Genomic DNA, 26,613 nt, shown 5'->3' with positions numbered 1-26,613 from the left:
GTAAGCAGCGCGCGTAAGCGCGCTGCCGGGCCCAACCCTAAAGCGGCAGTCTCTGACTGCTGTGGCAGGGGCGGGAGCCACACCTGGGCCTGTTTAACGCCCTTTCCAGACAGGATCGCGTTTCTCGGCAAAGGCACGCGCCCCCTCCATCTGGTCTTCGCTGGAATAGAGCACATCCACCGTGCGCAGCTGGCGCTGGGTGATATGGTTCATCGCATCCTGGAATTTGCTATCCTCTGCGTCGCGCACCACTTCCTTGATCGCGGCATAGACCAGCGGCGGGCCCGAGGCGAGCAAGCGTGCCAGATCCCAGGCGCGATTCATCAGCTGATCGGCGGGCAGGATCTCATTCACCAGCCCCCAGCGGTTGGCCTCCTCAGCGTCAAACCAGCGCCCAGTCAGCAGCAGCTCCATAGCGATGTGATAAGGAATACGCTTTGGCAACTTGATCGAGGCCGCATCAGCCACGGTACCAGAGCGGATTTCTGGCAGTGCAAATGTCGCGTGATCCGCCGCCAGGATCATATCGGCCGAAATCGCCAGCTCCAGCCCGCCACCACAAGCGATGCCATTCACAGCAGCAATCACCGGTTTGTTCATGTCACGCATTTCTTGCAGACCGCCAAAGCCACCCACACCGTAGTCGCCGTCAACCTCATCGCCATCAGCTGCGGCTTTGAGATCCCAGCCTGGGCAAAAGAACTTGTCGCCACCGCCCGTCAGGATCGCCACGCGTAATTCCGCATCATCACGGAAATCGCGAAACACCTCGCCCATGATCCGGCTGGTGGCCAGGTCGATAGCATTGGCCTTGGGCCGGTCCAGCGTGACCTCCAGAATGGCGCCTTCACGGCGGGTTTTCACTGGCCCATGATCTGTCACAGCATCGCTCATCGCAAAATATCCTTTCTCCGCATCAGCGCATCCGCCGCCACCGCCCCCTCAGGCGTACAAAGCAGCGGGTTAATTTCAATTTCTTCCAGGCCGATGGGATCAGCCTGCACATAGTCCTGCACCGCTTGCACCGCCTGCAGGATCGCCGCACGATCCGCTGCAGGCTGGCCGCGATAACCCACCAGCAATTTGGCGACCTTAAGCCGGTCCAGCGCCGCATTAACATCCGTTTCACTGGCCGGGATCAATAGCGAGGTGCTATCCTGCAGGATCTCGGTCAGGGTGCCCCCGGCGGCCAGGGTCAGCACAAAACCATGGGCTGGATCTTTGACCACCCCAATCAAAAGCTCAGCCACAGCCCCGGTGACCATCTCTTCGACCAGAAAACGCTGGGCGGGCATCTGGCTGGCCGACTCGCTGACCGCAGCGCCAGAATGGAGATTGAGCACCACCGCCCCGGCTTCGGTCTTATGGGCCACCCCTTCGCCTTTGAGCACCACCGGATAGCCGATATCCGCTGCCGCCGCCCGCGCGGCCCCAGGTGATTTGGCGCGGATTGATTTGGGCACACGCAGCCCATAGTCGGACAACCGCTGTTTTGCCTCGGCCTCGGAGATAAGGCTTGGCTCCACACTGGGTGTTGGCAGCAACAGCGGCTCTGCATCCGCTTGCTCTGGCACCCTGGCCGCCTCACTGGCAATGGCGCAGGCCATCAGAGCCTCACTGAGCCCGCAAAAGGGCACCACACCCGCCGTCATCAGACGCTCGGCCACCTCCTCTGGCATCAGTTCCGGGAGGGTCGCGACCATGGCGACATTGGCACCCGTTTGCTGACGCGCGCCAATGGCAGCGGCAATGGCGCAATCCCAATCACTGGCCGAACAACGGTCAGAGCGCGGGAAATCAACCACCAGCAAGGTCATCGCAAGGGAAGGATCCATCATCGCCGCCCAGGCCCGTGTCATCGCCTCTGTGTCACGCCAGATATAGGTGTGATAGTCCAGCGGATTGGCCAAAGCCACCATCGGCCCCAGGGCCGCGCGCAGATTGACCTGCTGGGTCTCGTTCAACGGTGGAAAGACCACCGGCAGGCCATGGCCGGTATCTGCCGCCAGGCTGGCCTCGCCTCCGGAACAACTGATCGAAGCAATGCGATTGGAGGGCAAAGGCCCGGTCACATGCATGAGTTTCAGCACTTCCAGAAAAGAGGGCAGATCATCCAGACGCGGGATACCAAGGCGTGAGAGCAAGGCTGAGGCCCCCGCGTCCCCGCCTGCGAGCGAGGCCGTATGAGAAATCGTCGCGGCCTGGGCCTCGGCGGATTTGCCAACCTTGAGCGCGATGATCGGCTTGCCTAAGGCCCGGGCCTTGGCCGCCAGGGCTTCAAAGGCGCGCAGATCGCCAAAGCCTTCGATATGCAGACCCAGTGCCGTGACGCGATTATCCTCCAGCAGTGCTTCGCCGATTTCGGCGATGCCGGACTGGGCCTGATTGCCCGCCGCCACCACATAGGCGATGGGCAGTCCCCGCATCTGCATGGTCAGATTGATGGCGATATTGGAGCTTTGGGTGACCAGGGCGACGCCCCTTTCCACCCGCTTTCCGCCATGCTGATCCGGCCAGAGCAAGGCCCCATCAAGGTAGTTGATGAAGCCATAGCAATTTGGCCCCAGAAAGGGCATATCGCCCGCCGCCGCCAGCAGCTGCGCTTGCAGATCCGCGCCTTCGGCATCTTCGGCCTGAGCCTCGAGAAAGCCCGAAGCAAAACACACTGCACCGCCTGCATCCCGTTCGGACAGAGCCCGCACCACCTCGATGGTGGCGAAGCGATTGACGCCGACAAATGTCGCATCCGGTGCGTCGGGCAGGCTGGCGACATCTTTGTAGGCCTGCAGACCTGCGAGTTCTTCCGCCTTGGGGTGTACTGGCCAGATTTCGCCGTCGAACCCCATTTTCTGGCACTGTTCGATCACCAATTTGCACCAGTCACCGCCGCCGACAACGGCGATGGTTCTGGGCCTAAACAGCCTGTTTAGAGACTTCATTTCTGTCTATTCACCACTTTTACTCCGGTCCAGATGACCGAGATCCTGTTGCGGATTAATCTGGTCGCGCACGCGGGTTTTCAGCTCTTTCACATCGGGAAATCCGCCGTCGCGTTTACGCTCCCAGATCAGTTCATCATCGACCGAGATCTCAAAGATCCCGCCGACCTCTCCTGGAACCAAGGTCACGCTGCCCAGCATATCCTGAAAAGTGCTGAGCAATTCCTGCGCCATCCAGGCCGCTCGTAACATCCAGTTGCAGCCAATGCAGTAGGTAATGGTCACCTTGGGTTTTTGGGGAGTGGTCATCGCGTATCAGCCTCCAAGCGCGCGTAGCATTTCCCGGCTGATGATATGACGTTGGATCTCGCTCGTCCCCTCCCAAATGCGCTCAACCCGCGCATCGCGCCAGATGCGTTCCAGCGGCAGCTCATCCATCAGGCCCATGCCGCCATGGATCTGGATCGCCTCATCCGCGACCATGGCCAGCATCTCGGTTGCTTTGAGTTTGGCCATGGACATGTCAGATTCAGTCACAGTGCCCTGATCGAACTTCCAACCCGCTTCCCAGGTCAAAAGATTCGCCGCCTTCAGCTCCAGCGCCATATCCGCCAGCTTGAAAGACACGCCCTGGAATTTGCCGATCTGCTGGCCAAATTGTTTACGCTCGGCGGCATATTCGACCGAATGCTGCAGCGCCCGCTCCGCCCGGCCCAGACAGGTTGCCGCCACCTGTAGGCGAGTTGCACCCAGCCAGGTGTTGGCCACATCAAAGCCTTTGTCGACCTCGCCCAGGATGGCCGAAGACGGCAGGCGGCAGTCGTCAAACTCCAGCACCGCATTGGTGTAGCCCCGGTGGCTCACGTTGCCGTAACCGTCGCGCACGGCAAACCCTGGCGCGCCCTTATCCACAAAAAAGGCGGTGATCTTTTTCTTAGGCCCACGCGGAGTGTCCTCAACCCCGGTGGCCATAAAGCAGATGGCAAAATCGGCGATATCTGCATGGCTGATGAAATGCTTGGTGCCGTTCAGGATCCAGTCATCGCCATCTTTGCGCGCTGTGGCCTTCATGCCGCGCAGATCCGAACCCGCGTCCGGTTCGGTCATCGCAAGGCAGTCCCATTTCTCGCCCTTCATGCAAGGGTACAGATATTTCTCTTTCTGCTCGTCGGTGCCCGCCAGCAGGATATTCGATGGACGCGCCACCCCGGTCCAGTGCAGCGCATAATTGGCGCGGCCCAGTTCCTTTTCGTACATAAGCCAGCTGAGGGTATCGAGCCCTGCCCCCCCCACCTCTTCGGGCATATTCGCCGCGTACAGCCCAGCCTCCATCGCCTTGGCCTGGATGTCTTTGATAACCTCCATATCCAAGTGCCCGGTGCGTTCAATTTCCAGTTCATGGGGGTAGAGCTCTTTTTCCACAAAGGCACGGGTCGTCTCGACGATCATTGCCTGTTCTTCAGTCATGCCAAACTGCATCGCGCCTATCCTTCTCTTTGACTTGCAGATCAGTCTAGTCTCGAGCTAGGTTCTGTTTGTGCAGCAATGGAAAAAATCATGCAGAGTTGGGTGAAAGAAGACGCCGCAGCGCAGCAGATTGATTTGCTGTTGTTTGATGATTTTTCCGGTCATTGCCTTGCCAATACAGTCGAGCCCCTGCGCGCCGCCAATACCCTGGCGGGACGACAGATCTATCGCTGGCGGTTCCTAACCCTGGATGGGGCCCCCGCAACCTCTTCCGCCGGAATGGAGGTGAACCCCCATGACAAGCTGGCCCGCTGCCAGGGCGATATGCTGATTGCGATGCCCTCTTATCGCTACCGTCCGCTGGCGACAGAGACAGCCAAGAAATCACTGCGGGCTGCTGCCACACGATATGCGGTGATGGCTGGGTTTGATGCTGGAGCCTGGCTGCTGGCTGCCGCTGGATTGTTGGAACAGCGCCGCGCGACCATTCATTGGGAGGAGCTGGCAGGCTTTACTGAAGATTTCCCTGAGGTCCACGCCCAACGCCTGCGCCATGTGCAGGACGGTAACCGCATCACCTGCACTGGCGCGTTGGCGGCCTTTGATTTGATGATGGAACTCATCGGGCAGGCCCATGGCCAGGCCCTGCGGCTAGAGGTTGCGGCCCTGTTTATGAGCCCCGAAGTCACTGAGGCAGAACCTGCCACCCCTGCGATAGGCTCAGCCCGCAGCCGCTCCGTCGCCAGGGCACTGGCCTTGATGCAGGCGCATATTGAAACACCTCTCTCGGTGCCTGAAATCGCCCGCCAAATCGGACGCAACCGCAAGGACCTGGAACAGCGCATGAAGGCCCAGCTGGGTGCTCCCCCGCAGGCAATCTACCGGCATCTGCGCCTCATACAGGCTCGAAAACTTGTATTAGAGACACAGTTGTCGATCGCTGAAATTGCCCTGCGCAGCGGCTACGAGGATCCCAGTGCCATGACCCGTGCCTATCGCGCCGAGTTTGGCGCCACCCCACGCCAGATGCGCAGCGACATCAAATGAGGCCCCCACCCCCGCAGGGCGCGTTAGCTTGCATAGCTCGAGCCTTCTCCATCAAGGATCAGCTTGACCTCCCGCAATAGAGCCTCTGCCTGGGAGGGGTAGTCTTCCAGCTCCTGCGCGGTTTTCTCCGCTATCTCATCGGACAACACACGCAGCTTCTGGCCAGTTTGCAGCGCCCGAATATAGGTCTCAGCGGCGCGTTCAAAGTAATAGAGCCTGTTCAGTGTATCCGCCGGGTCAGAACCAATCACCAGCACGCCGTGGTTGCCCATGATCATCACCTTTTGCTTGGGATCAGTCAGCATCGCCGCACAGCGCGCGCCCTCGTCCTCGAATGCCAAACCGCCATAGCCATCATCAATGACATAGCGATTGAAAAAGGTCGCGGTGTTTTGATCAATTGGCGGCAGAGTGCTATCCGCCAGCGAGGCCAGTACCGTGGCAAAAATCGAATGCACATGCATCACGCAACGCGCCTGCGGACACAGACGATGGATTGACCCATGCAGCCCCCAGGCGGTGGGATCCGGAGCGCCAGGTTTGGCCATTGTGTCCGGGTCATTCGCATCCAGAAACAACAGATTTGACGCCGTAATGCGGGCGAAATGCATCTGATTGGCATTCATCAGGAATTGCGTGCCCTCTTCATTTACCGCCAAACTGAAATGATTGGCGACACCTTCATGCATATTGAGCCGCTCAACCCAGCGAAAGCTGGCGGCAAGATCAACACGCTCTTGCCAGTGGTCCATATTGGGGCGTGTCTCTGGGGTGTTCATCCGGGGGCTCCTGAAGCAATTTTGATTGTCCAGAACCTGAGCCGCAACGGCGCCTTTGACCAACGAAAAAAATATCGGCTTGGCATTAGCTGAACTTATGACAAACTTATGGCATGAAAAATTCTCTCCCTCCGCTCGGCTGGCTGCGAACATTTGAGGCGGCCGCCCGACACCTGTCCTTTACTGGCGCGGCCCATGATCTGAACATGACCCAAAGCGCGGTCAGTCAACAGATCAAGGGGTTGGAGTCACACCTGGGCAAAACCCTGTTTCATCGCCGCCCTCGCGCACTGGAGCTGACCCCCACCGGAACCACCTACCTGCCAGTCGTGCGCGAAGCCTTTCGCACCCTGACCAATGGCACCCGCGCCATTTCTGGCCCGTCAAAGAATGTGGTGCAGGTGCAGTGCAATATCTCCTTTGCAGTGCAGTGGCTTTCGCCCCGGCTAGGGTGCTTCTACGATTCCCACCCGGATGTGCTCTTGAATATCTCGACTGAGATCTGGGAACCGCGCGATATGGCCGAAGGCGCAGATGTGGAGATCCGCTTTTCGCTGGGGCTGGCCGATACGGTGCGGGGCGAGCTGTTGCACCGCGATCATTATTACCCTGTCTGCGCCCCAAGCTATGAGGTGACACTGGAGACGCTGCACCAGCACCGGCTGTTTGACTGTGCCAACCTGATGGCGAATTTCCCGGCCTGGGCCGAGGACCGAGGCATCGACTGGCCCAACCCGCCGGTGACCTATACCACCACCTATATGGCCTGCCTGCCCGCCGTGGTTGCGGGCGCAGGTGTTGGCCTAGCACATGATATCGTGGCTGGTGATTTGATCCGGCAGGGCAAACTGGTGGCACCGTTTGAGCACCGTACCCCCGTCCCTGAGGCCTATTACCTGCTGCTGTCCGTGCAGGCAGAGCAGTCTCCCGGTGCGTGTGCCTTTGCAGATTGGCTACGCCAAGAGATGGCCCAGGACCACACAGGCGGCAAAGACTGGCCAGCTGACCTACGCCACAGCTGACAGGCTCCTTCAGAATCCGCCGCTTGACTGCAGATCTGTACTTGCTGTCATCCTCTTGCCATATCGATAGGTCTTTCTAAAGGAACAACAGAGTGCAGGGCTTGCACTTGCCCTCGCAATCATAACAATTGGCACATGACAGATAACGCTTTCCCGAGTTGGCCCGATATCGCCCCTGAATTGATCGATGTTGCAGCAGGACGCGCGTCCGCTGACACAGTTATCCGGCAGGGCAAATGGGTCAATGTCCACACCCGCGAGGTGCTGGACAATCACGACATCGCCATCAAATCCGGTCGTATTGCCTATGTTGGACCCGATGCCAGCTATTGCACCGGGCCGGATACGCAGGTGATCGAGGCACAGGGACGCTTTATGGTTCCCGGCCTGTGTGATGCCCATATGCACATTGAATCCGGCATGTTGACCCCGGCGGAGTTTGCCCGCGCGGTGATCCCCCATGGTACGACTTCCATGTTCACCGACCCCCATGAAATCGCCAATGTGATGGGGCTAGAGGGCGTGCGCTTGATGCACGATGAGGCCCTCTTGCAGCCAGTGAACATCTTCACCCAGATGCCATCCTGTGCACCCTCCGCGCCAGGTCTGGAAACCACCGGGTTTGAGATCACCGCCGAAGACGTGGCCGAGGCCATGGCCTGGCCCGGCATCGTCGGACTTGGCGAAATGATGAACTTCCCGGGTGTTGCCAATGCCGACCCCAAAATGTTGGCCGAAATCGCAGCCACCCAGCGTGCTGGCAAAACCGTCGGCGGACATTATGCATCGCCAGATCTGGGGCGGGACTTTGCCGCCTATGTAGCCGGTGGTCCAGCGGATGATCACGAAGGCACCTGCGAGGCCGATGCCATCGCCCGGATGCGCCAAGGCATGCGCGCCATGGTGCGACTGGGGTCCGCCTGGTACGACGTCGAGGCCCAGATCACCGCCATCACGGAGAAGGGCCTGGACCCGCGCAATTTCATCCTCTGCACCGATGATTGCCACTCCGGTACGCTGGTGCATGACGGCCATATGAACCGGGTGGTACGCCATGCCATAGCCTGCGGCTGTGACCCGCTGATTGCGCTACAGATGGCGACGATCAATACGGCCACTCATTTTGGCCTGGAACGCGACATCGGCTCTATCACGCCAGGACGGCGCGCCGATGTGATCCTCACCTCGGATCTGACCGACCTCCCGATCGACCTGGTGATCGCCCGCGGACAGATCGTAGCTGAATCCGGCTCTATTACGGTAGATTGTCCGCATCTTGACTGGCCTGAAAGTGCCCGTGGCACCATCCATCTGGGCCATGAACTGACGGCGAAAGATTTTGAAATTGCAGCCCCCGAGGGTGCCAATGCTGTCACCGCCAATGTCATTGGAATGGTGGAAAACCAGGCTCCAACCAAGGCGCTGAAGGCCGAGCTGCCGGTGCATGACGGCTTGGTCGAAGCCACCATGGCCACCGAAGGAGAGACCTGCCAGATCGCGCTGGTAGAACGTCACCAGGCCACTGGCGGCGTTACAAATGCCTTTGTTTCGGGATTTGGCTATCAAGGCAAAATGGCCATGGCTTCAACTGTGGCCCATGACAGCCACCATATGATTGTGGTGGGCACGGACCGGGACCAGATGGCGCTGGCCGCCAATCGCCTGGCTGAGGTCGGCGGCGGCGTCACCATCTTCCGCGATGGCCAAGAACTCGCCCTGGTCGAGCTGCCCATTGCGGGCCTGATGTCCGATAGCCCAGCGACCGAGGTTGCCGCCAAGGCGCAAAAACTGGGCGAGGCGATGGAGGCCTGCGGCTGCTCGCTCAACAACGCCTATATGCAGCATTCCTTGTTGGCGCTGGTGGTAATCCCTGAACTCAGGATCTCTGACCTAGGATTGGTGGACGTGCGCACGTTTGAAATGATTCCAGTGATCGAGACCATTACATGACACCAGCCACCCCCATTGCGCAGATCAAACAGCCCGAAACACCCGCCCCCGAGAGCTTTACCGATGCTGGTGCCGCTGTCGCCCGGTTGGAAGAGCTCTATTCCCAGGCCACCACCTTCCTATGTGATGAATTTATTTCCAGCATGGCGATGGCAGAGAAGAGCACGCAGCGTATTCGCGCCTTTTATCCCGAAATACGCTTTACCACCTCCAGCTTTGCGCAAGTGGACAGTCGTCTCAGTTTTGGCCATGTTTCCGCGCCTGGCACCTATGCCACCACGGTGACGCGGCCGGATCTGTTTCGCCATTATTTGACCCAGCAAATCGCCCTGTTGATCAAGAACCACGGCCAGCCGGTCACCATTGGTGCCTCAACCACGCCAATTCCTGTGCATTTTGCCGTTGCCTCGCGCCCGGACCTGACCGTGCCGCAAGAGGGCGCAGCAGGCTTTACCCTGCGCGATGTCTTTGACGTTCCGGATCTGGCCACCACCAATGATGATATCGTCAACGGAACCTATCAATCCGAAGACGGTATTGGCCCACTGTCCCTGTTCACTGCACAACGCATTGACTACTCATTGGCACGGCTCTCCCACTATACCGCCACCGCGCCTGAACATTTTCAAAACCACGTTCTGTTCACCAACTACCAGTTTTACGTGGCCGAGTTTGAGGCCTATGCCCGCGCCCAGCTGGCGGATCCGAACTCCGGCTACACCAGCTTTGTCAGCACCGGCAATCATGAGATCACCGATGCAGAAGCAGAGATCCCCGCGATCGCCAAGCTGCCGCAGATGCCAACCTATCATTTGAAACGCGCTGACGGCAAAGGCATCACCCTGGTCAATATCGGCGTCGGCCCTTCCAATGCCAAAACCGCCACCGACCATATTGCGGTCCTGCGTCCCCATGCATGGATGATGGTCGGTCACTGCGCTGGTCTGCGCAATACCCAGGCGCTGGGAGACTTTGTTCTTGCCCATGCTTACCTGCGCGAAGATCATGTGTTGGACGATGACCTGCCAGTCTGGACGCCTATTCCAGCCTTGGCAGAAATCCAGATCGCGCTGGAACAGGCCGTGGCCGAAGTGACCAAATTTCAGGGCTACGACCTGAAGCGGATCATGCGCACTGGCACAGTCGCCACCATCGACAACCGTAACTGGGAGCTGCGTGATCAATCCGGCCCGGTGCAGCGGCTCAGCCAGTCTCGTGCCATCGCCCTAGATATGGAAAGCGCCACCATCGCCGCCAATGGCTATCGCTTTCGGGTGCCCTACGGCACGCTTCTATGTGTGTCGGACAAACCGCTGCATGGTGAGTTGAAACTGCCTGGCATGGCCTCGGACTTTTACCAAACACAGGTTGCACGTCATTTGCAAATTGGCATATGCGCTATGGAACAGCTCAGAACCATGCCCTTGGAACGCCTGCACAGCCGAAAACTGCGCTCCTTTGATGAAACCGCCTTCCTCTAGCACGAGTTTTCCACTGTTTTCTGCAAAAAACCGCTGGTTTCTATAGTGTTTTGTAACACAACGCGTTGTGTTCCTACACAACATAACGATAATGTTGCGCGATGAGGCCCCATAGTTCGGGCAGTTTTAAGGAGATCTGAGAATGTCCAAACCAATGACAAAGACCCAGCTGGTTGCAGCTCTGGCTGATGAAATGGGCGAAGACAAAAAGACAGCAGGCGCAGCACTGGAAGCTGTTTGCGCGCTGATCACAAGCGAAGTGTCCGCTGGCGGCGCCGTGACTTTGCCTGGCGTTGGCAAAATCTATTGCCGCGAGCGTCCCGAGCGCGAAGTGCGCAACCCAGCCACTGGCGAGAAGTTCATGAAAGAAGCTGACAAGGTCGTGAAAATGACCATTGCCAAGGCTCTGAAAGACAGCGTCAACGGCGAAGCCTAATCCAGGAATTTCCGGATTACAGCTACCGAAATCAGGGTCGCCTTTGGCGGCCCTTTTTTGTGCCCGCAGATCTGCCGTCTGGGGGGTTAATGCCAATCCTGTGATCCCAGCACGAATGTGCATTCCCACAGTGTACTTGCCTTGCTAAAGACCTGAGACAGCTATCAGCCCCCTGGGAGACACCGGTATGGATCTACGCGCAGTTACCATGGGGCTCACCTTTGCCTTCATGTGGTCATCAGCCTTTACTTCAGCCCGGATCATCGTAATGGATGCATCGCCGCTGTTTTCCCTGGCAGTACGGTTTCTGATCTCAGGCTTGATTGGGGTTGGTATCGCCCTGGCCCTGGGCCAGACTTGGCGCCTGACCCGCGGCCAGTGGCGCGCAACCATGATCTTTGGCCTCTGTCAGAATGCGCTCTACCTAGGGCTCAACTTTGTCGCCATGCAATGGATCGAGGCCTCTCTGGCGGCAATTATTGCCTCCACAATGCCACTGCTGGTCGCCATGGCCACCTGGCTGATCTACGGCGATAAGCTGCGACCGCTGGGGGTATTGGGGCTGCTTGCAGGTGTGGCTGGCGTGGCCTTGATCATGGGGACTCGCATCAGTGACGGAGTGGATCTTTTTGGCATGCTTCTCTGCGTCATTGGTGTTCTCGCTCTGGCCGTGGCGACGCTAGCGCTACGCGGCGCCACCTCAGGGGGCAACTTCATGATGGTTGTTGGGCTGCAGATGCTGGTTGGCTCTGCCATCCTGTTTGTCGCCGCGCCGCTGACCGAAGAGATCTTTGTCAATCCAACCCTGCGGCTGGGCCTCGCCTTTGCCTATACCACCATCGTGCCCGGCCTGATGGCGACCTTTATCTGGGTCTTGCTCCTCAACCGTATTGGCGCCATCCGCGCTGCCACCTTTCACTTTCTCAATCCGGTCTTTGGCGTAGCCGTTGCCAGTGTCCTCTTGGGCGAAAAACTGGGGTTGCTGGATATCATTGGCGTGGCCGTCGTGACCCTGGGTATTCTGGCGGTGCAACTGTCACGCCAGGCCAAGCCGCAATAGTCGCCCCTGCCGCCAACCGGCGCTTCCCCACACAGAGACGCGATCGCGGTGAAATGCTCTTTGCATTTTGCCCACAACACCCCATCTTTACCAATACAGCGAACAGAGCGGCCTGAGAGAGAAGACCGCACCAGACGGAGAATGATATGCGTAAATACAGCAAAGACCCGGCAGCCATTGCCGCCCTTTCCGAAGAACAATTCTACGTCACGCAAAACGCTGGCACCGAACGTCCCGGGACCGGCCAATTGCTCGCCAACAAAGAGGTCGGTATCTATGTTGATATCGTCTCTGGCGAACCGCTGTTTGCTTCAAGCGACAAATATGATTCTGGCTGTGGCTGGCCCAGCTTTACCAAACCCATTGAACCCGCATATGTCAGCGAGCTGGAAGACCGCAGCCTGGGCATGATCCGCACTGAGGTGCGTTCGACCCATGGTGACAGCCACCTCGGTCACGTCTTCCCTGACGGGCCCGTGGATCGCGGCGGCCTGCGCTACTGCATCAACTCAGCCTCGCTGCGATTTATTCCACTGGCCGAGATGGAGGCCGAGGGCTATGCAGACTACATTAATCAAGTGGAGGAAAACGCATGAGTGTGACCGAGCGCGCCGTCCTGGCAGGGGGTTGTTTTTGGGGCATGCAGGATCTGATCCGCAAGCGCAAAGGCGTGTTGAGTACCCGCGTCGGCTATACTGGTGGGGATGTGGCCAACGCGACCTATAAGAACCACGGCACTCATGCCGAGGCCATAGAGATCGTTTTTGACCCGAGCCAGACATCCTATCGCGATTTGCTGGAGTTCTTCTTCCAGATCCACGACCCCACCACGCCAAATCGCCAGGGCAATGATCTTGGGATGAGCTACCGTTCGGCCATTTACTACGTGGATGAGGCGCAAAAAACAGTGGCCCTGGACACCATTGCCGATGTTGAGGCCTGCGGCCTCTGGCCTGGAAAGGTAGTCACCGAGGTCGAAGGCGTTAGCGATTTCTGGGAGGCTGAGCCTGAACATCAAGACTATTTAGAACGCCAACCCAATGGCTACACCTGCCATTTTGCACGCCCTGACTGGGTATTGCCCAAACGTGCGTCAGCGGCAGAATAGCCCTTATTAGAGCCTCTTTTACGCCAAGGCCCGCCTCATCTCGGGGTGGGCCTTTTGATTTCTATCTCTTAGCCTCTGGCGACTCGTGGACGCCCACTGGCCTCAACCGTCAGCAGGGCCTCAACAAAAACTTCACGCGCCTCAACCTCGGCCATGCGCATATCCCGGGTGACATGAATATGAATATCCTCCGCCCCCGCCGCTTCGGCCTCAGCGTGGGCCTGTTTCCGCAGGGCCTGCTCCAACGCCTGCAAAGCCTCTTCAGAGGTGGTGAAATCTAACGGCTCACTGTCAAGGTGGACCCGAAACTTTCCCTCCGCCGGCGCGGTGACGCTGCCGCTGCGCCGCATGGTGATCCGCCCCACAACCGCGCCAATTGCATTGGCCACCCCTGCATGTTCTGGCAGCAACATCTTGCATTTCAGACGCTCTCCCACGGCTGGATAATAGCAGGGTGCCGAGGCACCAAGCCCAACCACATCGATGTTGACCGACAAATCCAGAGAGAGCACCCCACGATGCGAGGAAAGCCCCTGCTGCGTGAGCACATGCCGCGCCAGATCTCCGGGCGGTAGAGGAAAATCCTCTGCCTCCTCTGCAAAAGCAGACTCCAATAAGGTAATGGCGGTCTGTTCCGTCAGCTGATCCACAATGATCTGTGCCAGGCCCTGAGCATCCTTAGCCAGGCTTTCTCCACTGCCAACGCGCCGCCGGGCAAACAGCGTCAGTGCCTTGACTGCCGCTTCTGCATCCCAGGCCGCAACCCGGCCCAGAACATGACTGGCATCCGACGGGGTCACACCCGAGACCTGTACCAACCCACGATCCACCAGTCGGCTCAGCGCACCATGTTCCATCCGGGTACGCAAAATGGCGCCTAGGGGATGCACCTCGGTACCAATTCGCCCCAGCAGCGTATGTTCTCGCTCTCCCAATCCAGCCGCGGGGAGCCCCAGAACGGCACGTACAAACTTGCCATCATGCTCTCCGACCACAGGTGCCAAAAGCTGCTTATCCAACGTCGCGTGCACCAACTCCGGAGCTTCGGCCGCCATCAGAGAAATTGGTACAACGCGCCGCGGGCCAAGTGTCACGCCGCCCTGCAAGCCGCTGGCCTGCAAATGGACCTGACTGTCCCCGCCAAGCCCCGTGGTGCGCATCGCCACCGCCTCGACCATAGTGCGAAATTCGCCCACCCGCGCGCCTGCCGGATCAATGGCTGGTTTGCCATCCCGGATCAGCGCCACATCCGTGGTGGTGCCGCCAATATCACTCACCAGTGCATTCTCCGCCCCGGTCATCCAGCGCGCACCGACAATCGAGGCCGCAGGACCACTCAGAATGGTTTCAATCGGGCGTTCGCGCGCCTGATGTGCCGACATCAAAGCCCCATCCCCGCGCACCACCATCATAGGCGCGGTTACACCTAACTCGGTCAGCACGTGCTGCGCCCGGCCAATCAGCCGGTCAATCATGCCAATAAGGCGCGCATTCAGCACAGCGGTCACCGCCCGCTTGGGTCCGTTCAATTTGGCCGATAACTGATGCGAACAGGTCACTGGTGCCTGTGTCATCTCGCCAATGATCTGCGCCACCTTCAACTCATGCGCCGGGTTGCGGGTGGCAAAGACCGAGGCCACCGCAAACCCCGAGACCCCGGCCGAATGTGTCTTTAAAAAGCCTCTCAGCGCCTCAGTATCCAGGGCGCAGGCTTCCACGCCAGCGTGATTGTGACCACCGGCCAGAACCAGCGCCGGGTCGCCTTTCAGCGCATCCTTCAGCCCATGGCGATCGAGATCCCCCTCACCAAAACCCACATAGATCAGCGCGACACGCCCCCCCTGCCCTTCGACCAGGGCATTGGTCGCCAGGGTGGTCGACAGCGCAGCCATCGAAACCTCAGCAGCCGCACGGCCTGATTGCTCCAGAACCGCCCGTATGGCACCGCCAACTCCAATGGCAAGATCCGCCCGTGTCGTCAGCGACTTGGCACTTGCAATCACCTCTTTCTCGTCACGGATCAATACCGCATCCGTATAGGTTCCGCCCGTATCCACCCCCAAAAGCAGTGCCATTTCAATCGTCTCCAAGCCATTCGCCCAACAGGTTCTAGCGCCTATTTGAGACGGATCCATTCTGTTTGCGTCATGAAAGCTGCTGAACCGCCCATTGTGCCGCGTCAGCCACCGTCGGATCAGGATCCTCGACCAGCCCCTGTGCCACGCTACGCAGCGCCGGAAGGTCCGAATTGCCGATGGCATAAAGCACATTGCGCACAAAACGATCCCGCCCCACCCGTTTGATCGGTGAGCCTGAGAAAAAAGCCCTAAACTCGGCGTCATCCAACACCGCCAATTCAGCCAGCTTGGGCGCCTGTAACTCGGCCCGGGCCGCATAGCGCAGATCACTGGCCGCAACTGCAAATTTGTTCCAGGGGCAGGCTGACAGGCAATCATCACAGCCATAGATTCGATTGCCCAGCTTGCCGCGCAGCTCCTCGTCAACAGGACCTTTGTGCTCGATTGTCAGGTAGGAAATGCACCGTCGCGCATCCATTTGATAGGGGGCAACAAAGGCCTCCGTTGGACAGGCGGTTAAGCAAGACGAACAGGACCCGCACCGATCGGGCTCAGGAGCATCCACCGGCAAATCAAGCGTGGTAAAAACAGAGCCTAAAAAGGCCCAATTGCCCCAGTCGCGGCTCACCAGATTGGTGTGCTTTCCCTGCCAGCCAAGTCCCGCCGCCTGCCCCAGGGGCTTCTCCGGAACCGGAGCGGTGTCGACAAAAACCTTCACCTCAGCCGCCTCGTCCTGAGCCTTGGACTCCTCAATAAGCCAGCGCGCCAAACGTTTCAGGCGTTTCTTGACCAGATCATGATAGTCCTTGTTGCGCGCATAAACCGACACGGCGCCCCGATCAGGGCAGCCGACAACCGCCATGGGATCTTCATCAGGGGTGTAGCTCTCCGCCAGCATGATGACCGAGCGCGCCTCAGGCCACAAAACACTCGGATCACCGCGCCAATGGCTGCGCTCCGCCATCCACCCCATCTGCCCATGATAGCCTTTTTCAAGAAACTGCTGCAGCCGCTCTGGCACCTGTGGCACGTCCCAGGGGCGACAGATCTTGCAAGCGACAAACCCCTCGGCAATCGCCCGCTCCACCAGTCGCGCCTTCAAGTCAGCACCATGTTTCATTTGGCCGGAAATATCCTCGGGGGTGATTTGTCTTTAGCAAAAGGCAAGAGGGGGCAGACAGCCCCCTCACTGTGCCAGCAACTCCGCCATAACGCCAGCCGTTCAGAAATCGAGATCAGCATAATGTGCCGGCGGACGAAAACCCGATATCTGGTCAGCCAGGATAGAGCGAAAGGCAGGGCGGGATTTGATCTTGGCATACCAGTCCTTGACCACAGCCGAACGGTTCCAATCCACATCCGAAATATAGTCAAGTGACGACAGATGCGCTGCGGCGGCAAAATCTGCCAGGCTCATCTGATCCCCCGCCAACCAGCGCCGGTGATCCAACAGCCAGGTCATATAATCGAGGTGATACTTGATCGCTTTTGCCCCGGCCTTGACGTTCTTACTGTCCGGGTAGCCTTGCCCTGTGACCTTCTTGTTGACCCGCTCATACAGCAGTTTTGAGGTCACCTCAGAATGAAACTTATCATCAAACCAGCTCACGATGCGACGCACCTCATAGCGCCCGTCCGCATCGCTGGGCATCAACGAAGGCGTCGGTCGCGTTTCTTCCAGATATTCACAGATGGCGGCGCTTTCCGACATCATCTTCCCATCCAGACGAATGACCGGCACCTTTCCCGCCGGGTTACGGCGCAGGAAATCCGGATCTGCTTCCCAATAGCGCTCTTCGACCAACTCTACTTCGATCTTCTTCTCCGCCAAAGACAGGCGGATTTTCCGACAAAAGGGTGAAAGCGGGACATGATAGAGACGGGCCATAGGGTCTTTTGGAACTCCGGATCGAGCTGCGAGGGTCTGTTCCAGCAATGCCCTGTGCGCAGCAAAACTTCAATCCTCGAAACAGCGCGATCGTCCATCTGCGCGGATGGTAGCCGCCCCATCCTGGATTTTTGCCGCCCGACGCAGCAGGTTTTGACTCGGACGCGCAGCAGATCGCTGCTTTGGATTTGGCAAAACAGCCGCAATCAATGCCGCCTGACGTGCATTCAGCTCATCCGGTCCGACACCAAAATAGTGCCGGGCTGCCGCCTCTGCGCCAAAAATCCCCTCGTCCATCTCTGCAACATTCACATAGACTTCCAAAATGCGCTTCTTGCTCCAAATCGCCTCCACTAGCGGGGTCAGCAGGGTTTCCAGCGCCTTGCGCCCCCAGCTGCGTCCCTGCCAGAGAAAGACATTCTTCACCACCTGCTGCGACAGGGTAGATCCACCGCGCTGCCCTCCCTCAGCCAAAGCAGCCCGAATAGCCTGAACATCAATACCCCAGTGTTGGCAGAATCGCGCATCTTCCGCGGCCACAACGGAACGCGCCAGAACTGGCGCAATATCTTCCATCGGAACCCATTCTTGATCCACCTCACCAAGACGGCGCTTTTCACTCCAGATTGTATGAGTGGTTGGCGGGTTCACCACTGAAAACAACAGCACCATCAGAGTCGCCACCAGTACAAAAGCCAAAACCCCCCTCAAGATCCAGCGCCGTACCCAGCGCAGCGGTTGCGCCAGACGGGCTCTGATCCAGGAACGGCTCGATTTGGTTTTTTTGGTTTTTTTCGCTGCCTTTGCCATACCCCTCTATAGGATAGCCAAGCCCTCGGAACCAACCAAGAATCGCAGCTCACAACTCGGGTACCTCGGGAAAAGATACACAGCCCAAAACAAAAAGCCCCGCAAGCGACCAGCTTGCGGGACAATTCTTTAGGGACAGCGCTATCCTGATTTATTCAGCAGGAACCGCCGATTTTTCCAGGCTCAAAGGATGGGCCAGCTTATCGAGCATCTCGGTTGGGCAAACCTGCAAGAAGCTGCCTTTCTCCAGATCCCAATTCTGCAAGATCTCAGCGGCCTTGCGGCTACCGGTCTCTTCCAAATGTTGTTCAATCAGCCCCTTCATCTGAGCCTCCCAGTGATCCACAGTCACCGCGCAGGTCACCAGGCCTTCCATGTTCATCATGGTTTCAGCCTTGCCCTCTGGATCATAAAGATAGGCCATGCCGCCGGTCATACCGGCCCCAAAGTTGGCGCCAATGGAACCAAGGATCACAGCGACACCACCGGTCATATACTCACAGCCACAGGCACCGCAGCCCTCGATCACGACCGATGCGCCCGAGTTGCGCACGCCAAAGCGTTCACCAGCACGGCCCGCCGCAAAGAGATATCCATCAGTGGCACCGTAGAGCACGGTGTTGCCGACAATGGTATTCTCGCTGGCAGTCAGAGGAGAGGACATCGGCGGGCGGACGACAATGGTGCCTCCCGACAGGCCCTTACCCACATAGTCGTTGGCATCGCCAGACACTTCCAGTTTCAGCCCGGGTGCCGCAAAGGCCCCCAGGGATTGCCCGGCAGAGCCCTGCAGTTTCACCGTCAGGTGATCCGGCTGGAAGGCATTGCGCATGCCAAAGTTGCGCACGATGTGACTCGAAGTGCGAGTCCCCACCGAACGATGGGTGTTTTGCACCGCATAAGACAGCTGCATCTTTTCGCCATCCTGCAGGAAACGCGCCGCGTCGCGGACGATTTCGCTATCCAAGGTATCGGGCACTGCATTGCGATCCTTGTCGCGGTTGTAGACAATATCAGCCGCGCCATCGACGGTGATCAGCAGCGGGTTGAGATCCAGATCATCTAGATGCGCCGATCCCCGGCTAACCTGAGCCAGAAGATCCGCACGACCAATGACATCGTCCAGGCTACGCGCGCCGATAGAGGCGAGGATTTCCCGCACTTCCTGCGCATAGAAGGTGATCAAGTTGACAACCTTATCCGCATTGCCGGTGAATTTACCGCGCAACGCTTCGTCCTGGGTGCAGACACCTACTGGGCAGGTGTTGGACTGACACTGGCGTACCATGATGCAACCCATAGCAATGAGCGCCGCGGTGCCAATGCCGTATTCTTCTGCGCCCAGCATCGCCGCCATAACGATATCACGTCCTGTGCGCAGGCCCCCATCGGTCCGCAGGGTGACACGTTCGCGCAGGTTGTTCATCGCCAACACCTGATGCGCCTCGGTGAGGCCCATTTCCCAGGGCAGACCCGCATATTTGATCGAGGTCGCCGGGGAGGCTCCGGTACCGCCGTTATGGCCCGAGATCAGGATGATATCTGCCTTCGCCTTGGCCACGCCCGCCGCGATGGTGCCCACACCAGAGGAGGCCACCAGTTTAACGGTCACCTTGCAGCGCGGATTGATCTGTTTCAGATCGTAGATCAGCTGCGCCAGATCCTCGATCGAATAGATATCGTGGTGCGGCGGTGGCGAAATCAGGGTCACACCTTTGGTCGAGTGACGCAGACGGGCAATCAGGTCGGTGACCTTCATGCCGGGCAGCTGGCCACCCTCGCCGGGCTTAGCGCCCTGGGCCACCTTGATCTCCAGCTCTTCGCACTGGTTCAGGTATTCCGCGGTCACACCAAAACGACCCGAAGCCACCTGCTTGATCTTGGCGCTTGGGTTGTCGCCGTTTGGCTCTGGCACAAAATGCGCCGGATCTTCGCCACCTTCACCGGAATCGGATTTGGCACCGATGCGGTTCATCGCCACGTTCAGGGTCTTGTGCGCCTCAGGACTCAAAGCGCCCAGCGACATACCTGGGGTGACAAAACGTTTGCGGATCGAAGTGATACTTTCCACCTCTTCGATCGGAACCGCCTTGCCCATGGGTTTGATGTCCAGGAGATCGCGCAGATGGATCGGCGGGTTCGACTGCATCTTGGCGGAATACTGTTTCCACATCTCGAAAGAGGCGCGGTTGCAAGCCATCTGCAGCATATGCATCGAGGTGGCTTCCCAGGCATGGGTCTCGCTGGATTTGCGTGCCTTGTAGAAACCACCGATGGGCAGGATGTTATCTTCACCCCCCCAACCCTTTTTGTGGATTTCCTCGGCCTTAACCTGGATACCGCTGACACCAATGCCGGAAATCCGGCTAGTCATACCCGGGAAGAACTCGGCGCACATGGCACGCGACAGGCCGACGGCTTCAAAGTTCAGCCCCCCACGATAGGAAGAAATCACCGAAATACCCATCTTTGCCATGATCTTGAGCAGACCCTGGTCGATAGCGTCCCGGTAACGGGCGACATTTTCAGTGAGAGTGCCATCCAGCAATCCCCGCTCAATACGGTCAGCCAAGGAATCCTCGGCCAGATAGGCGTTGACCACGGTGGCACCACAGCCAATCAGCACGGCAAAGTAATGCGGATCCACACATTCCGCTGCCCGCACATTCAACGAGCAGAAGGTGCGCAGCCCTTTGCGGGTCAGGTGGGAATGCACCGCCGAGGTCGCCAGGATCATTGGCATGGCCACACGGGTTGCATTCGAAAACTGATCGGTCAGAACCAAATGGCCAGCGCCAGAGCGCACCGCGTCTTCTGCCTCTGCACGAATACGGTCAAGCGCAAGACTCAGGGAACCCTCAGCCGGATCAAACGAGCAGTCGATCTCCACTAGGGGCGCATTGAACTGCCCCACCAGCTTATCCCACTGGGCATTGCCCACAAAGGGGCTCTCTAGCACCACGATCTCTGTCTGGCTGCTGTCTTCGTCCAGCACGTTTTTCAGGTTACCAAAGCGCGTCTTCAGCGACATCACCCGAAATTCACGCAGGGAATCGATAGGCGGGTTGGTTACCTGGCTAAAGTTCTGGCGGAAGAAATGCGACAGCGGGCGGTACTGTTTCGACAGCACAGCCGACGGCGTGTCATCCCCCATCGAGGCCAGGGTCTCTTTGCCATCTTCGGCCATTGGCGACAGGATCTGCTCCAGCTCTTCGATGGTATAGCCCGCAGCCACCTGACGGCGACGCAGCTCATCGCCGGTGAAGATCGGCGCCTCTGTCACGGTGGCCAGGGTGGCATCAACGTCGTTGATCTTGCTCACCCACTCGCCAAAGGGCAGCGCGGCCGAGAGCTTGTTCTTAATCTCAGTGTCGTGAAACAGCTTGCCCTTTTTCATGTCCACAGCCAGCATCTGGCCAGGGCCCAGCGCGCCTTTTTCCACCACAGATGCCTCGTCGATGGGCACCATGCCCGCTTCAGACCCCGCGATCACCAGGCCATCGCCGGTGACCACATAGCGCATGGGACGCAGCCCATTGCGATCCAGGCCGGCGCAGACCCAGCGGCCATCGGTCATTGCTAGGGCCGCCGGACCATCCCAGGGTTCCATCACCGAGTTGCAATAGGAATACATGTCACGCCAGGCCTGTGGCAGCTCCACTGCCTGCTTGGACCAGCTTTCCGGCACCAGCATGGTTTTAGCCATGGGCGCAGAGCGACCCGCGCGCACCAGAACCTCGAACACGCCATCCAGTGCTGCCGAATCGGACGCACCGCCTGCGATGATGGGTTTGATGTCTTCGGCATGATCGCCAAAGGTCGCAGAGGCCATGCGGATTTCATGGCTCTTCATCCAGTTGACGTTCCCTTTCAGCGTGTTGATTTCGCCGTTATGGGCCAACATGCGGAAGGGCTGTGCCAACCACCATTGCGGGAAGGTATTGGTGGAATAGCGCTGGTGATAGATCGCAAAAGCGCTCTCAAAGCGTTCGTCCATCAGATCGGGATAGAAGACCGCAACCTGCTCGGCCAGCATCATGCCCTTATAGATGATTGAACGACAGGACAGCGAGGCGAGATAGAGCTCGCCAATACCAGCGGCAGCTGCGGCCTTCTCAATCCGACGACGGATCACATAGAGCTCGCGTTCGAATGTTTCTTCATCAACGCCTTTAGAGTTCGAAATCAGGATCTGCTCGATCTCAGGACGTGTCGCGTTGGCTTTCGCGCCCAGGCAAGTCACGTCGACAGGCACGTGGCGCCAGCCGTAAATGTAATAGCCCATACGCAGAACTTCGGTCTCGACGATGGTCCGGCAGGTCTCTTGCGCACCAAAATCGGTCCGTGGCAAAAAGACCTGACCAACAGCCATCAACTGATCTTCACGCGGCTCATGGCCCGTGCGCTTAATCTGGTCATAAAAGAACGGAACCGGGATCTGGACGTGGATACCTGCGCCGTCTCCGGTTTTGCCATCAGCATCAACAGCGCCGCGGTGCCAGATGGCTTTCAGCGCATTAATACCGGCTTCAACCACGCTGCGGCTGGATTTGCCATCAACGGCAACCACCAGACCCACACCACAAGAAGAATGCTCTTCTTCCTCGGTATAGAGCCCATTCTCGGCCATCCACTTACGCTTCGTTTCCTCGGCGCGGACCCAGTCAGCATCAAATTTGGTCATGAGTTTCTCCGATCAATTAGTGGCATAGCTTGTCGTAAGCTGGGCATTCAGAGCCCGATTATTGTTAAGGTCTTCAGCGCGTTCTCCCGGTCGTCGTTGAAGGGCGCTGATTTTGCGCATCAGACTGCGCATTTTGGTCCGATCTTTCCCCCATGCAGCATCGACAATCGGGTACAACACCCCCGCCTCGCGTAGAGGATCGATAACATCGTGGCTTTTGCGATCGGCCAGGAAATGGTCAATATTGGAGCCCTGTGGGAAAGCCTGCCAATGCAGGCTGTCCTCAGCACTCCAGCGGCCGTGCAGCAGCGTATACTGTGTTTTTGAACGCATAGATTCATGCAGCGAGGGGCGGGAAAACTCCCGGATCCGCGCACGGGCCTCCGCCCAGCGGGTATCTTCAGGAAAGCGATCCGGGTGCGGGCAATACTGCGGAGCAAAAGCCAGGGCGGAGTCCGCTCCGATCTGTGCGGCGTAGGAAATGGCGCCATATCCCCCCATGGATACACCCACCGCCATCAATCGTTTCAGCCGGTAGCGCGCGACATAGTCGGAAATTGTCCGCAAGACCGCAGATGAGAAATCGCTCCCCTGAAACCAACCCTGCCGACGGTCCGTCACAAAGATACAATGACGCGCGCCCTGGTTTGACGCGCTGGCTGCAAATTCGAGCAGACCGCGTTTTGCCGCATTGGCGTTGTAACTTGTGAAAACCACTATCCCTGCGTCTTCGCGACCGGAAAGCGCGCGAATATCAGCCCCAGCCTCATCGCAGAGGCTGCGTGACTTCAGGCGAAACAAGGCCTGACGAAGTGATTTGCGGATCCCGATTTTCATTTTAAGTCAGCAACGATCACAGGGATCCTAGCTTTTTCCTTCTTCTGCCGCAGGGCGAAACGCTGCCATGACATCTGCTTCGGTCATCTGCCGATGCTCTCCCGCAAAGGCGTAGCCCTTGGGCTTTCTGTCGATATAAAGTTCCAGACCGAGCTTGGTTCCACCGGCATTGTCAAAAAGGCCCGCCGCCATCTGAACCTGGCCATGCATCTTACCGGGAGCTGTGATGCGATACCAAAGAGCTGAACCGCAATCGGCGCAAAACGCGCGTTCGGCCCAGTCTGACGACACATATGTCTTTACCGGGCCAAGCGCCGCATAGCCTGGCGCCGCCGGAATGGTCATCAAGGCCGAACTGGTCCAGCGACGACACATATCACAGTGGCAAGCCCCAAGGGCCGGGCGTGCTGGCGTCATCGAAACGGTAACGGCGCCGCACATACAATGTCCTTGTAACTCGCTCATCTACCCTGGCTCCCTTACGGTGGCTTTGCTGAATTACTCTGCCGCGACCTGCGCAGCGGCACTGTTGAAACGCTCAACAAGGGCCTCAGCGCAGTCGCGCCCGTCCTTGATTGCCCAGACCACCAGCGAGGCACCGCGCACGATGTCACCAATGGCATAGACACCGTCCAAATCGGTAGCCCCGGTGCGGAAGGCGGCCTTGACTGTGCCCCAGCGGGTCACGGGCAGATCCGGCTGACCCCAGAGAGTGGGCAGCGCTTCGGGTTCAAAGCCCAGCGCCTTGATCACCAGATCGGCCTCTTCAACATAGTCCGCACCCTCGATCACTTCGGGCGCCTGACGGCCTGTAGCATCGGGCTGCCCCAGACGCATCTTTTGGACCATCACGCCAGACACCTTGCCCCCGTTGTCCGCAAAGCCCTTGGGCGCGGTCAGCCATTCAAACTGTACGCCTTCCTCTTCGGCATTCTGCGTCTCACGCTGCGAGCCAGGCATGTTGGCACGGTCCCGACGATAGAGACATTTGACCGAGGTCGCCCCCTGACGGATCGAGGTCCGCAGACAGTCCATCGCGGTATCGCCGCCGCCAATCACCACGACCTTTTTGCCCTCGGCATTCAAAGTGCCATTTTCAAACTCTTCTACCGTATCGCCAAAGTTTGACGCGCGGTTGGCGGCGGTCAGGAAATCGATTGCCTTTACGATGCCAGTAGAACCGGAGCCCGGCATTTCCAGATCGCGAGATTTGTACACACCGGTAGCAATGATCACCGCGTCATGTTTTGCACGGATCTCGTCAAAGCTGATGTCCTCGCCGATGTTGCAGTTCATCACAAAGGTGACGCCGCCATCTGCCAGCAGCTGGTTGCGGCGCATGACCACGTCTTTTTCCAGCTTGAAACCGGGGATCCCATAGGTGAGCAAGCCGCCCGCACGATCATAGCGGTCATAGACAGTCACCTGAATTCCGGCCTTGCGCAGCATGTCTGCCGCCGCCAGACCACCGGGCCCAGCCCCAATGATGCCAACGCTTTCCGCGCGCTCCTGTGACGGGGCATTGGCTTTGACCCAGCCCTTGTCCCAGGCGGTATCGGTAATGTATTTTTCCACCGCACCAATGGTCACAGTGCCGTGGCCGGACTGTTCGATCACACAGTTACCTTCGCACAGCCGGTCCTGCGGGCAGATACGGCCGCAGATCTCGGGAAAGGTGTTGGTTGCCTGGGATGTCTGATAGGCCTCTTCCAGACGGCCAGTGGCGGTGAGGCGCAGCCAATCGGGAATATTGTTGTGCAGCGGGCAGTGTGACTGGCAATAGGGCACGCCACATTGACTACACCGGCTCGCCTGCTCTTCCGCTTTAGCCGCAGCGAATTCCGAATAAATTTCGTCAAAGTCTTCGCGGCGTGTGTCAGCTGCGCGCTTTTGCGGCATATCGCGATCGATCTTCACGAATTTGAGCATCGGTTGCTTGGCCATGGGCGAACTCCCTATTTTGGCTGGCTGCGACAGGTCCGGACAGGAGCCTTGCAATTGATTGGTCAACAATGCTGACCTAAAAATGATAACTTCCTTCTCTGATACTGCTTCTCACGGGAATGTACAGCATTTTTAGGTCCATATCGGACCTAAAACTGTTCTTTCTTATCTGACCCCAAGTTTTATACAGAAACATATTGCCTTAACCCAACCACGACTCATCCAGACCATCCTATTTCAGGACATCATTTTATGCCGTTTTTACAGCTTGTTCTCGTCGCGCTGATCCAAGGAATCACAGAGTTCCTTCCCGTGTCCTCCTCTGGCCATCTGATTCTCCTACCTGGACTGACGGGCTATTCAGACCAAGGCCAGGTTATAGACGTGGCCGTCCACCTGGGCACCCTGGCCGCGGTGGTGCTGTACTTCTGGCGTGATGTGCGTTTGGGGCTGGTTGGGTTGACCTGCCTTGCCTGCGGGCGCAACGACACTGAGGGCTCTCAGCTGGCACTGGGGCTGATCATTGCCACCATTCCCACGGTTCTCTTTGGGGCCTTCCTGCATTTCTCAGGCCTCAGCGATGCGCTACGCTCTCCAGCTGTGATTGGCTGGACCATGCTGGTCTTTGGCGTGGTTCTCTATGTCGCAGACCAGAAAGGCGCGCACCAAAAGACCGCCAGCGACTGGGGGATCCGTGACGCGCTGATCATGGGACTTTGGCAAATGATTGCCCTTATCCCCGGCACTTCGCGGTCCGGCATCACCATCACTGGCGCCCGGCAACTGGGTTACACCCGCGAAGATGGTGCCCGTATCGCCATGCTGATGTCGATCCCCACCATCATTGCCTCTGGAGTATTGCTGGGCACCGAGGTCGCTCTTGAGGCCAATATGGCGCTCATCCGGGACGCTGGTATCGCCGCTGTTCTGGCCATGCTCTCTGCCCTGGCGGCACTTAGCCTGATGATGCGCCTGCTGCGTTCGGTCAGTTTTACCCCCTATGTTATATATCGTGTTATTCTGGGGCTGATCCTGCTGGGCTATGCCTACAGCGCCTAAGGCCAGACGGAGCATTGCCCTGAC

22 protein-coding genes are annotated in these 26,613 nt (G+C 58.4%); 9 read left to right on the top strand and 13 right to left on the bottom strand.

What is annotated here, in order from left to right; translation table 11 throughout:
• Window positions 1–93 precede the first annotated feature (93 nt).
• The 4 genes from MED193_RS13900 to MED193_RS13885 are packed head-to-tail and all read right to left on the bottom strand — an operon-like array spanning window position 94 to window position 4,418.
• Window positions 94–894 (bottom strand): carnitinyl-CoA dehydratase, encoded by an 801-nt coding sequence (locus MED193_RS13900; RefSeq protein WP_009810372.1) that lies wholly within the window; start codon window positions 892–894, stop codon window positions 94–96.
• Window positions 891–2,939 (bottom strand): acetate--CoA ligase family protein, encoded by a 2,049-nt coding sequence (locus MED193_RS13895; RefSeq protein WP_009810371.1) that lies wholly within the window; start codon window positions 2,937–2,939, stop codon window positions 891–893. Before MED193_RS13895 ends, MED193_RS13900 begins: the two co-directional genes overlap by 4 nt.
• A 6-nt stretch (window positions 2,940–2,945) precedes the next feature.
• A complete protein-coding gene (locus MED193_RS13890) occupies window positions 2,946–3,248 on the bottom strand; it encodes a SelT/SelW/SelH family protein (RefSeq protein WP_009810370.1) in 303 nt (100 codons plus the stop codon).
• Window positions 3,249–3,254: 6 nt separating this feature from the next.
• On the bottom strand, window positions 3,255–4,418 hold the full coding sequence (locus MED193_RS13885; protein WP_009810369.1) for an acyl-CoA dehydrogenase family protein: 1,164 nt from the start codon (window positions 4,416–4,418) through the stop codon (window positions 3,255–3,257).
• 78 nt (window positions 4,419–4,496) lie between these two features.
• Between MED193_RS13885 and MED193_RS13880 the strand changes: the two genes are divergently transcribed.
• Window positions 4,497–5,453 (top strand): GlxA family transcriptional regulator, encoded by a 957-nt coding sequence (locus MED193_RS13880; RefSeq protein ID WP_039966197.1) that lies wholly within the window; start codon window positions 4,497–4,499, stop codon window positions 5,451–5,453.
• 23 nt (window positions 5,454–5,476) lie between these two features.
• Here MED193_RS13880 and MED193_RS13875 read toward each other — a convergent pair whose 3' ends face one another.
• The gene (locus tag MED193_RS13875) at window positions 5,477–6,232 is read right to left on the bottom strand and encodes a class II aldolase and adducin N-terminal domain-containing protein (RefSeq protein ID WP_009810367.1); all 756 of its coding nucleotides are present in this window, start codon (window positions 6,230–6,232) and stop codon (window positions 5,477–5,479) included.
• A gap of 113 nt (window positions 6,233–6,345) precedes the next feature.
• On the opposite strand from MED193_RS13875, the gene MED193_RS13870 reads away from it, so the two are divergent.
• The 7 genes from MED193_RS13870 (at window position 6,346) to msrA (ending at window position 13,289) form a co-directional block, all read left to right on the top strand.
• Window positions 6,346–7,254: a LysR substrate-binding domain-containing protein gene (locus MED193_RS13870; RefSeq protein ID WP_009810366.1), complete on the top strand. Its 909-nt coding sequence runs from the start codon at window positions 6,346–6,348 to the stop codon at window positions 7,252–7,254.
• A gap of 135 nt (window positions 7,255–7,389) precedes the next feature.
• Entirely contained in the window at window positions 7,390–9,204 is a 1,815-nt protein-coding gene (gene ade, locus MED193_RS13865; RefSeq protein ID WP_009810365.1) for an adenine deaminase, read from the top strand.
• Window positions 9,201–10,685: an AMP nucleosidase gene (locus MED193_RS13860; protein ID WP_009810364.1), complete on the top strand. Its 1,485-nt coding sequence runs from the start codon at window positions 9,201–9,203 to the stop codon at window positions 10,683–10,685. Before ade ends, MED193_RS13860 begins: the two co-directional genes overlap by 4 nt.
• Before the next feature lie 142 nt (window positions 10,686–10,827).
• A complete protein-coding gene (locus MED193_RS13855; protein WP_009810363.1) occupies window positions 10,828–11,121 on the top strand; it encodes an HU family DNA-binding protein in 294 nt (97 codons plus the stop codon).
• 187 nt (window positions 11,122–11,308) lie between these two features.
• Window positions 11,309–12,181 carry a DMT family transporter gene (locus tag MED193_RS13850; protein WP_009810362.1) on the top strand — a complete coding sequence of 291 codons (873 nt, stop codon included), beginning with the start codon at window positions 11,309–11,311 and terminating at the stop codon, window positions 12,179–12,181.
• A gap of 146 nt (window positions 12,182–12,327) precedes the next feature.
• A complete protein-coding gene (gene msrB, locus MED193_RS13845; protein WP_009810361.1) occupies window positions 12,328–12,777 on the top strand; it encodes a peptide-methionine (R)-S-oxide reductase MsrB in 450 nt (149 codons plus the stop codon).
• Complete coding sequence (gene msrA, locus MED193_RS13840; protein ID WP_009810360.1) at window positions 12,774–13,289, top strand: peptide-methionine (S)-S-oxide reductase MsrA; 516 nt, start codon at window positions 12,774–12,776, stop codon at window positions 13,287–13,289. Before msrB ends, msrA begins: the two co-directional genes overlap by 4 nt.
• 68 nt (window positions 13,290–13,357) lie before the next feature.
• On the opposite strand, the gene MED193_RS13835 is transcribed toward msrA, so the two are convergent.
• The 8 genes from MED193_RS13835 to MED193_RS13800 form a co-directional block, all read right to left on the bottom strand.
• Window positions 13,358–15,364: a hydantoinase/oxoprolinase family protein gene (locus tag MED193_RS13835; RefSeq protein WP_009810359.1), complete on the bottom strand. Its 2,007-nt coding sequence runs from the start codon at window positions 15,362–15,364 to the stop codon at window positions 13,358–13,360.
• 70 nt (window positions 15,365–15,434) lie between these two features.
• Window positions 15,435–16,487 (bottom strand): tRNA epoxyqueuosine(34) reductase QueG, encoded by a 1,053-nt coding sequence (gene queG / locus MED193_RS13830; protein WP_009810358.1) that lies wholly within the window; start codon window positions 16,485–16,487, stop codon window positions 15,435–15,437.
• Window positions 16,488–16,589: 102 nt separating this feature from the next.
• Complete coding sequence (locus MED193_RS13825; RefSeq protein ID WP_009810357.1) at window positions 16,590–17,255, bottom strand: glutathione S-transferase family protein; 666 nt, start codon at window positions 17,253–17,255, stop codon at window positions 16,590–16,592.
• A gap of 69 nt (window positions 17,256–17,324) precedes the next feature.
• The gene (gene mtgA / locus MED193_RS13820; protein WP_009810356.1) at window positions 17,325–18,065 is read right to left on the bottom strand and encodes a monofunctional biosynthetic peptidoglycan transglycosylase; all 741 of its coding nucleotides are present in this window, start codon (window positions 18,063–18,065) and stop codon (window positions 17,325–17,327) included.
• A gap of 151 nt (window positions 18,066–18,216) precedes the next feature.
• Window positions 18,217–22,749 (bottom strand): glutamate synthase large subunit, encoded by a 4,533-nt coding sequence (gene gltB, locus MED193_RS13815; protein WP_009810355.1) that lies wholly within the window; start codon window positions 22,747–22,749, stop codon window positions 18,217–18,219.
• A gap of 12 nt (window positions 22,750–22,761) precedes the next feature.
• Window positions 22,762–23,586 carry a hypothetical protein gene (locus MED193_RS13810; protein WP_009810354.1) on the bottom strand — a complete coding sequence of 275 codons (825 nt, stop codon included), beginning with the start codon at window positions 23,584–23,586 and terminating at the stop codon, window positions 22,762–22,764.
• Between the two features lie 27 nt (window positions 23,587–23,613).
• The gene (locus MED193_RS13805) at window positions 23,614–24,051 is read right to left on the bottom strand and encodes a GFA family protein (protein ID WP_039966196.1); all 438 of its coding nucleotides are present in this window, start codon (window positions 24,049–24,051) and stop codon (window positions 23,614–23,616) included.
• 33 nt (window positions 24,052–24,084) lie between these two features.
• The gene (locus MED193_RS13800; RefSeq protein WP_009810352.1) at window positions 24,085–25,530 is read right to left on the bottom strand and encodes an NAD(P)-dependent oxidoreductase; all 1,446 of its coding nucleotides are present in this window, start codon (window positions 25,528–25,530) and stop codon (window positions 24,085–24,087) included.
• A gap of 252 nt (window positions 25,531–25,782) precedes the next feature.
• Between MED193_RS13800 and MED193_RS13795 the strand changes: the two genes are divergently transcribed.
• Window positions 25,783–26,589 carry an undecaprenyl-diphosphate phosphatase gene (locus MED193_RS13795; RefSeq protein ID WP_009810351.1) on the top strand — a complete coding sequence of 269 codons (807 nt, stop codon included), beginning with the start codon at window positions 25,783–25,785 and terminating at the stop codon, window positions 26,587–26,589.
• The last annotated feature ends 24 nt before the right edge of the window (window positions 26,590–26,613 follow it).

The organism is Roseobacter sp. MED193, assembly GCF_000152965.1.
Lineage (GTDB): Bacteria > Pseudomonadota > Alphaproteobacteria > Rhodobacterales > Rhodobacteraceae > Pseudophaeobacter.
The sequence above is the reverse complement of the archived record's forward strand: the minus strand, read 5'-3'. Positions and strand labels throughout refer to the sequence as shown.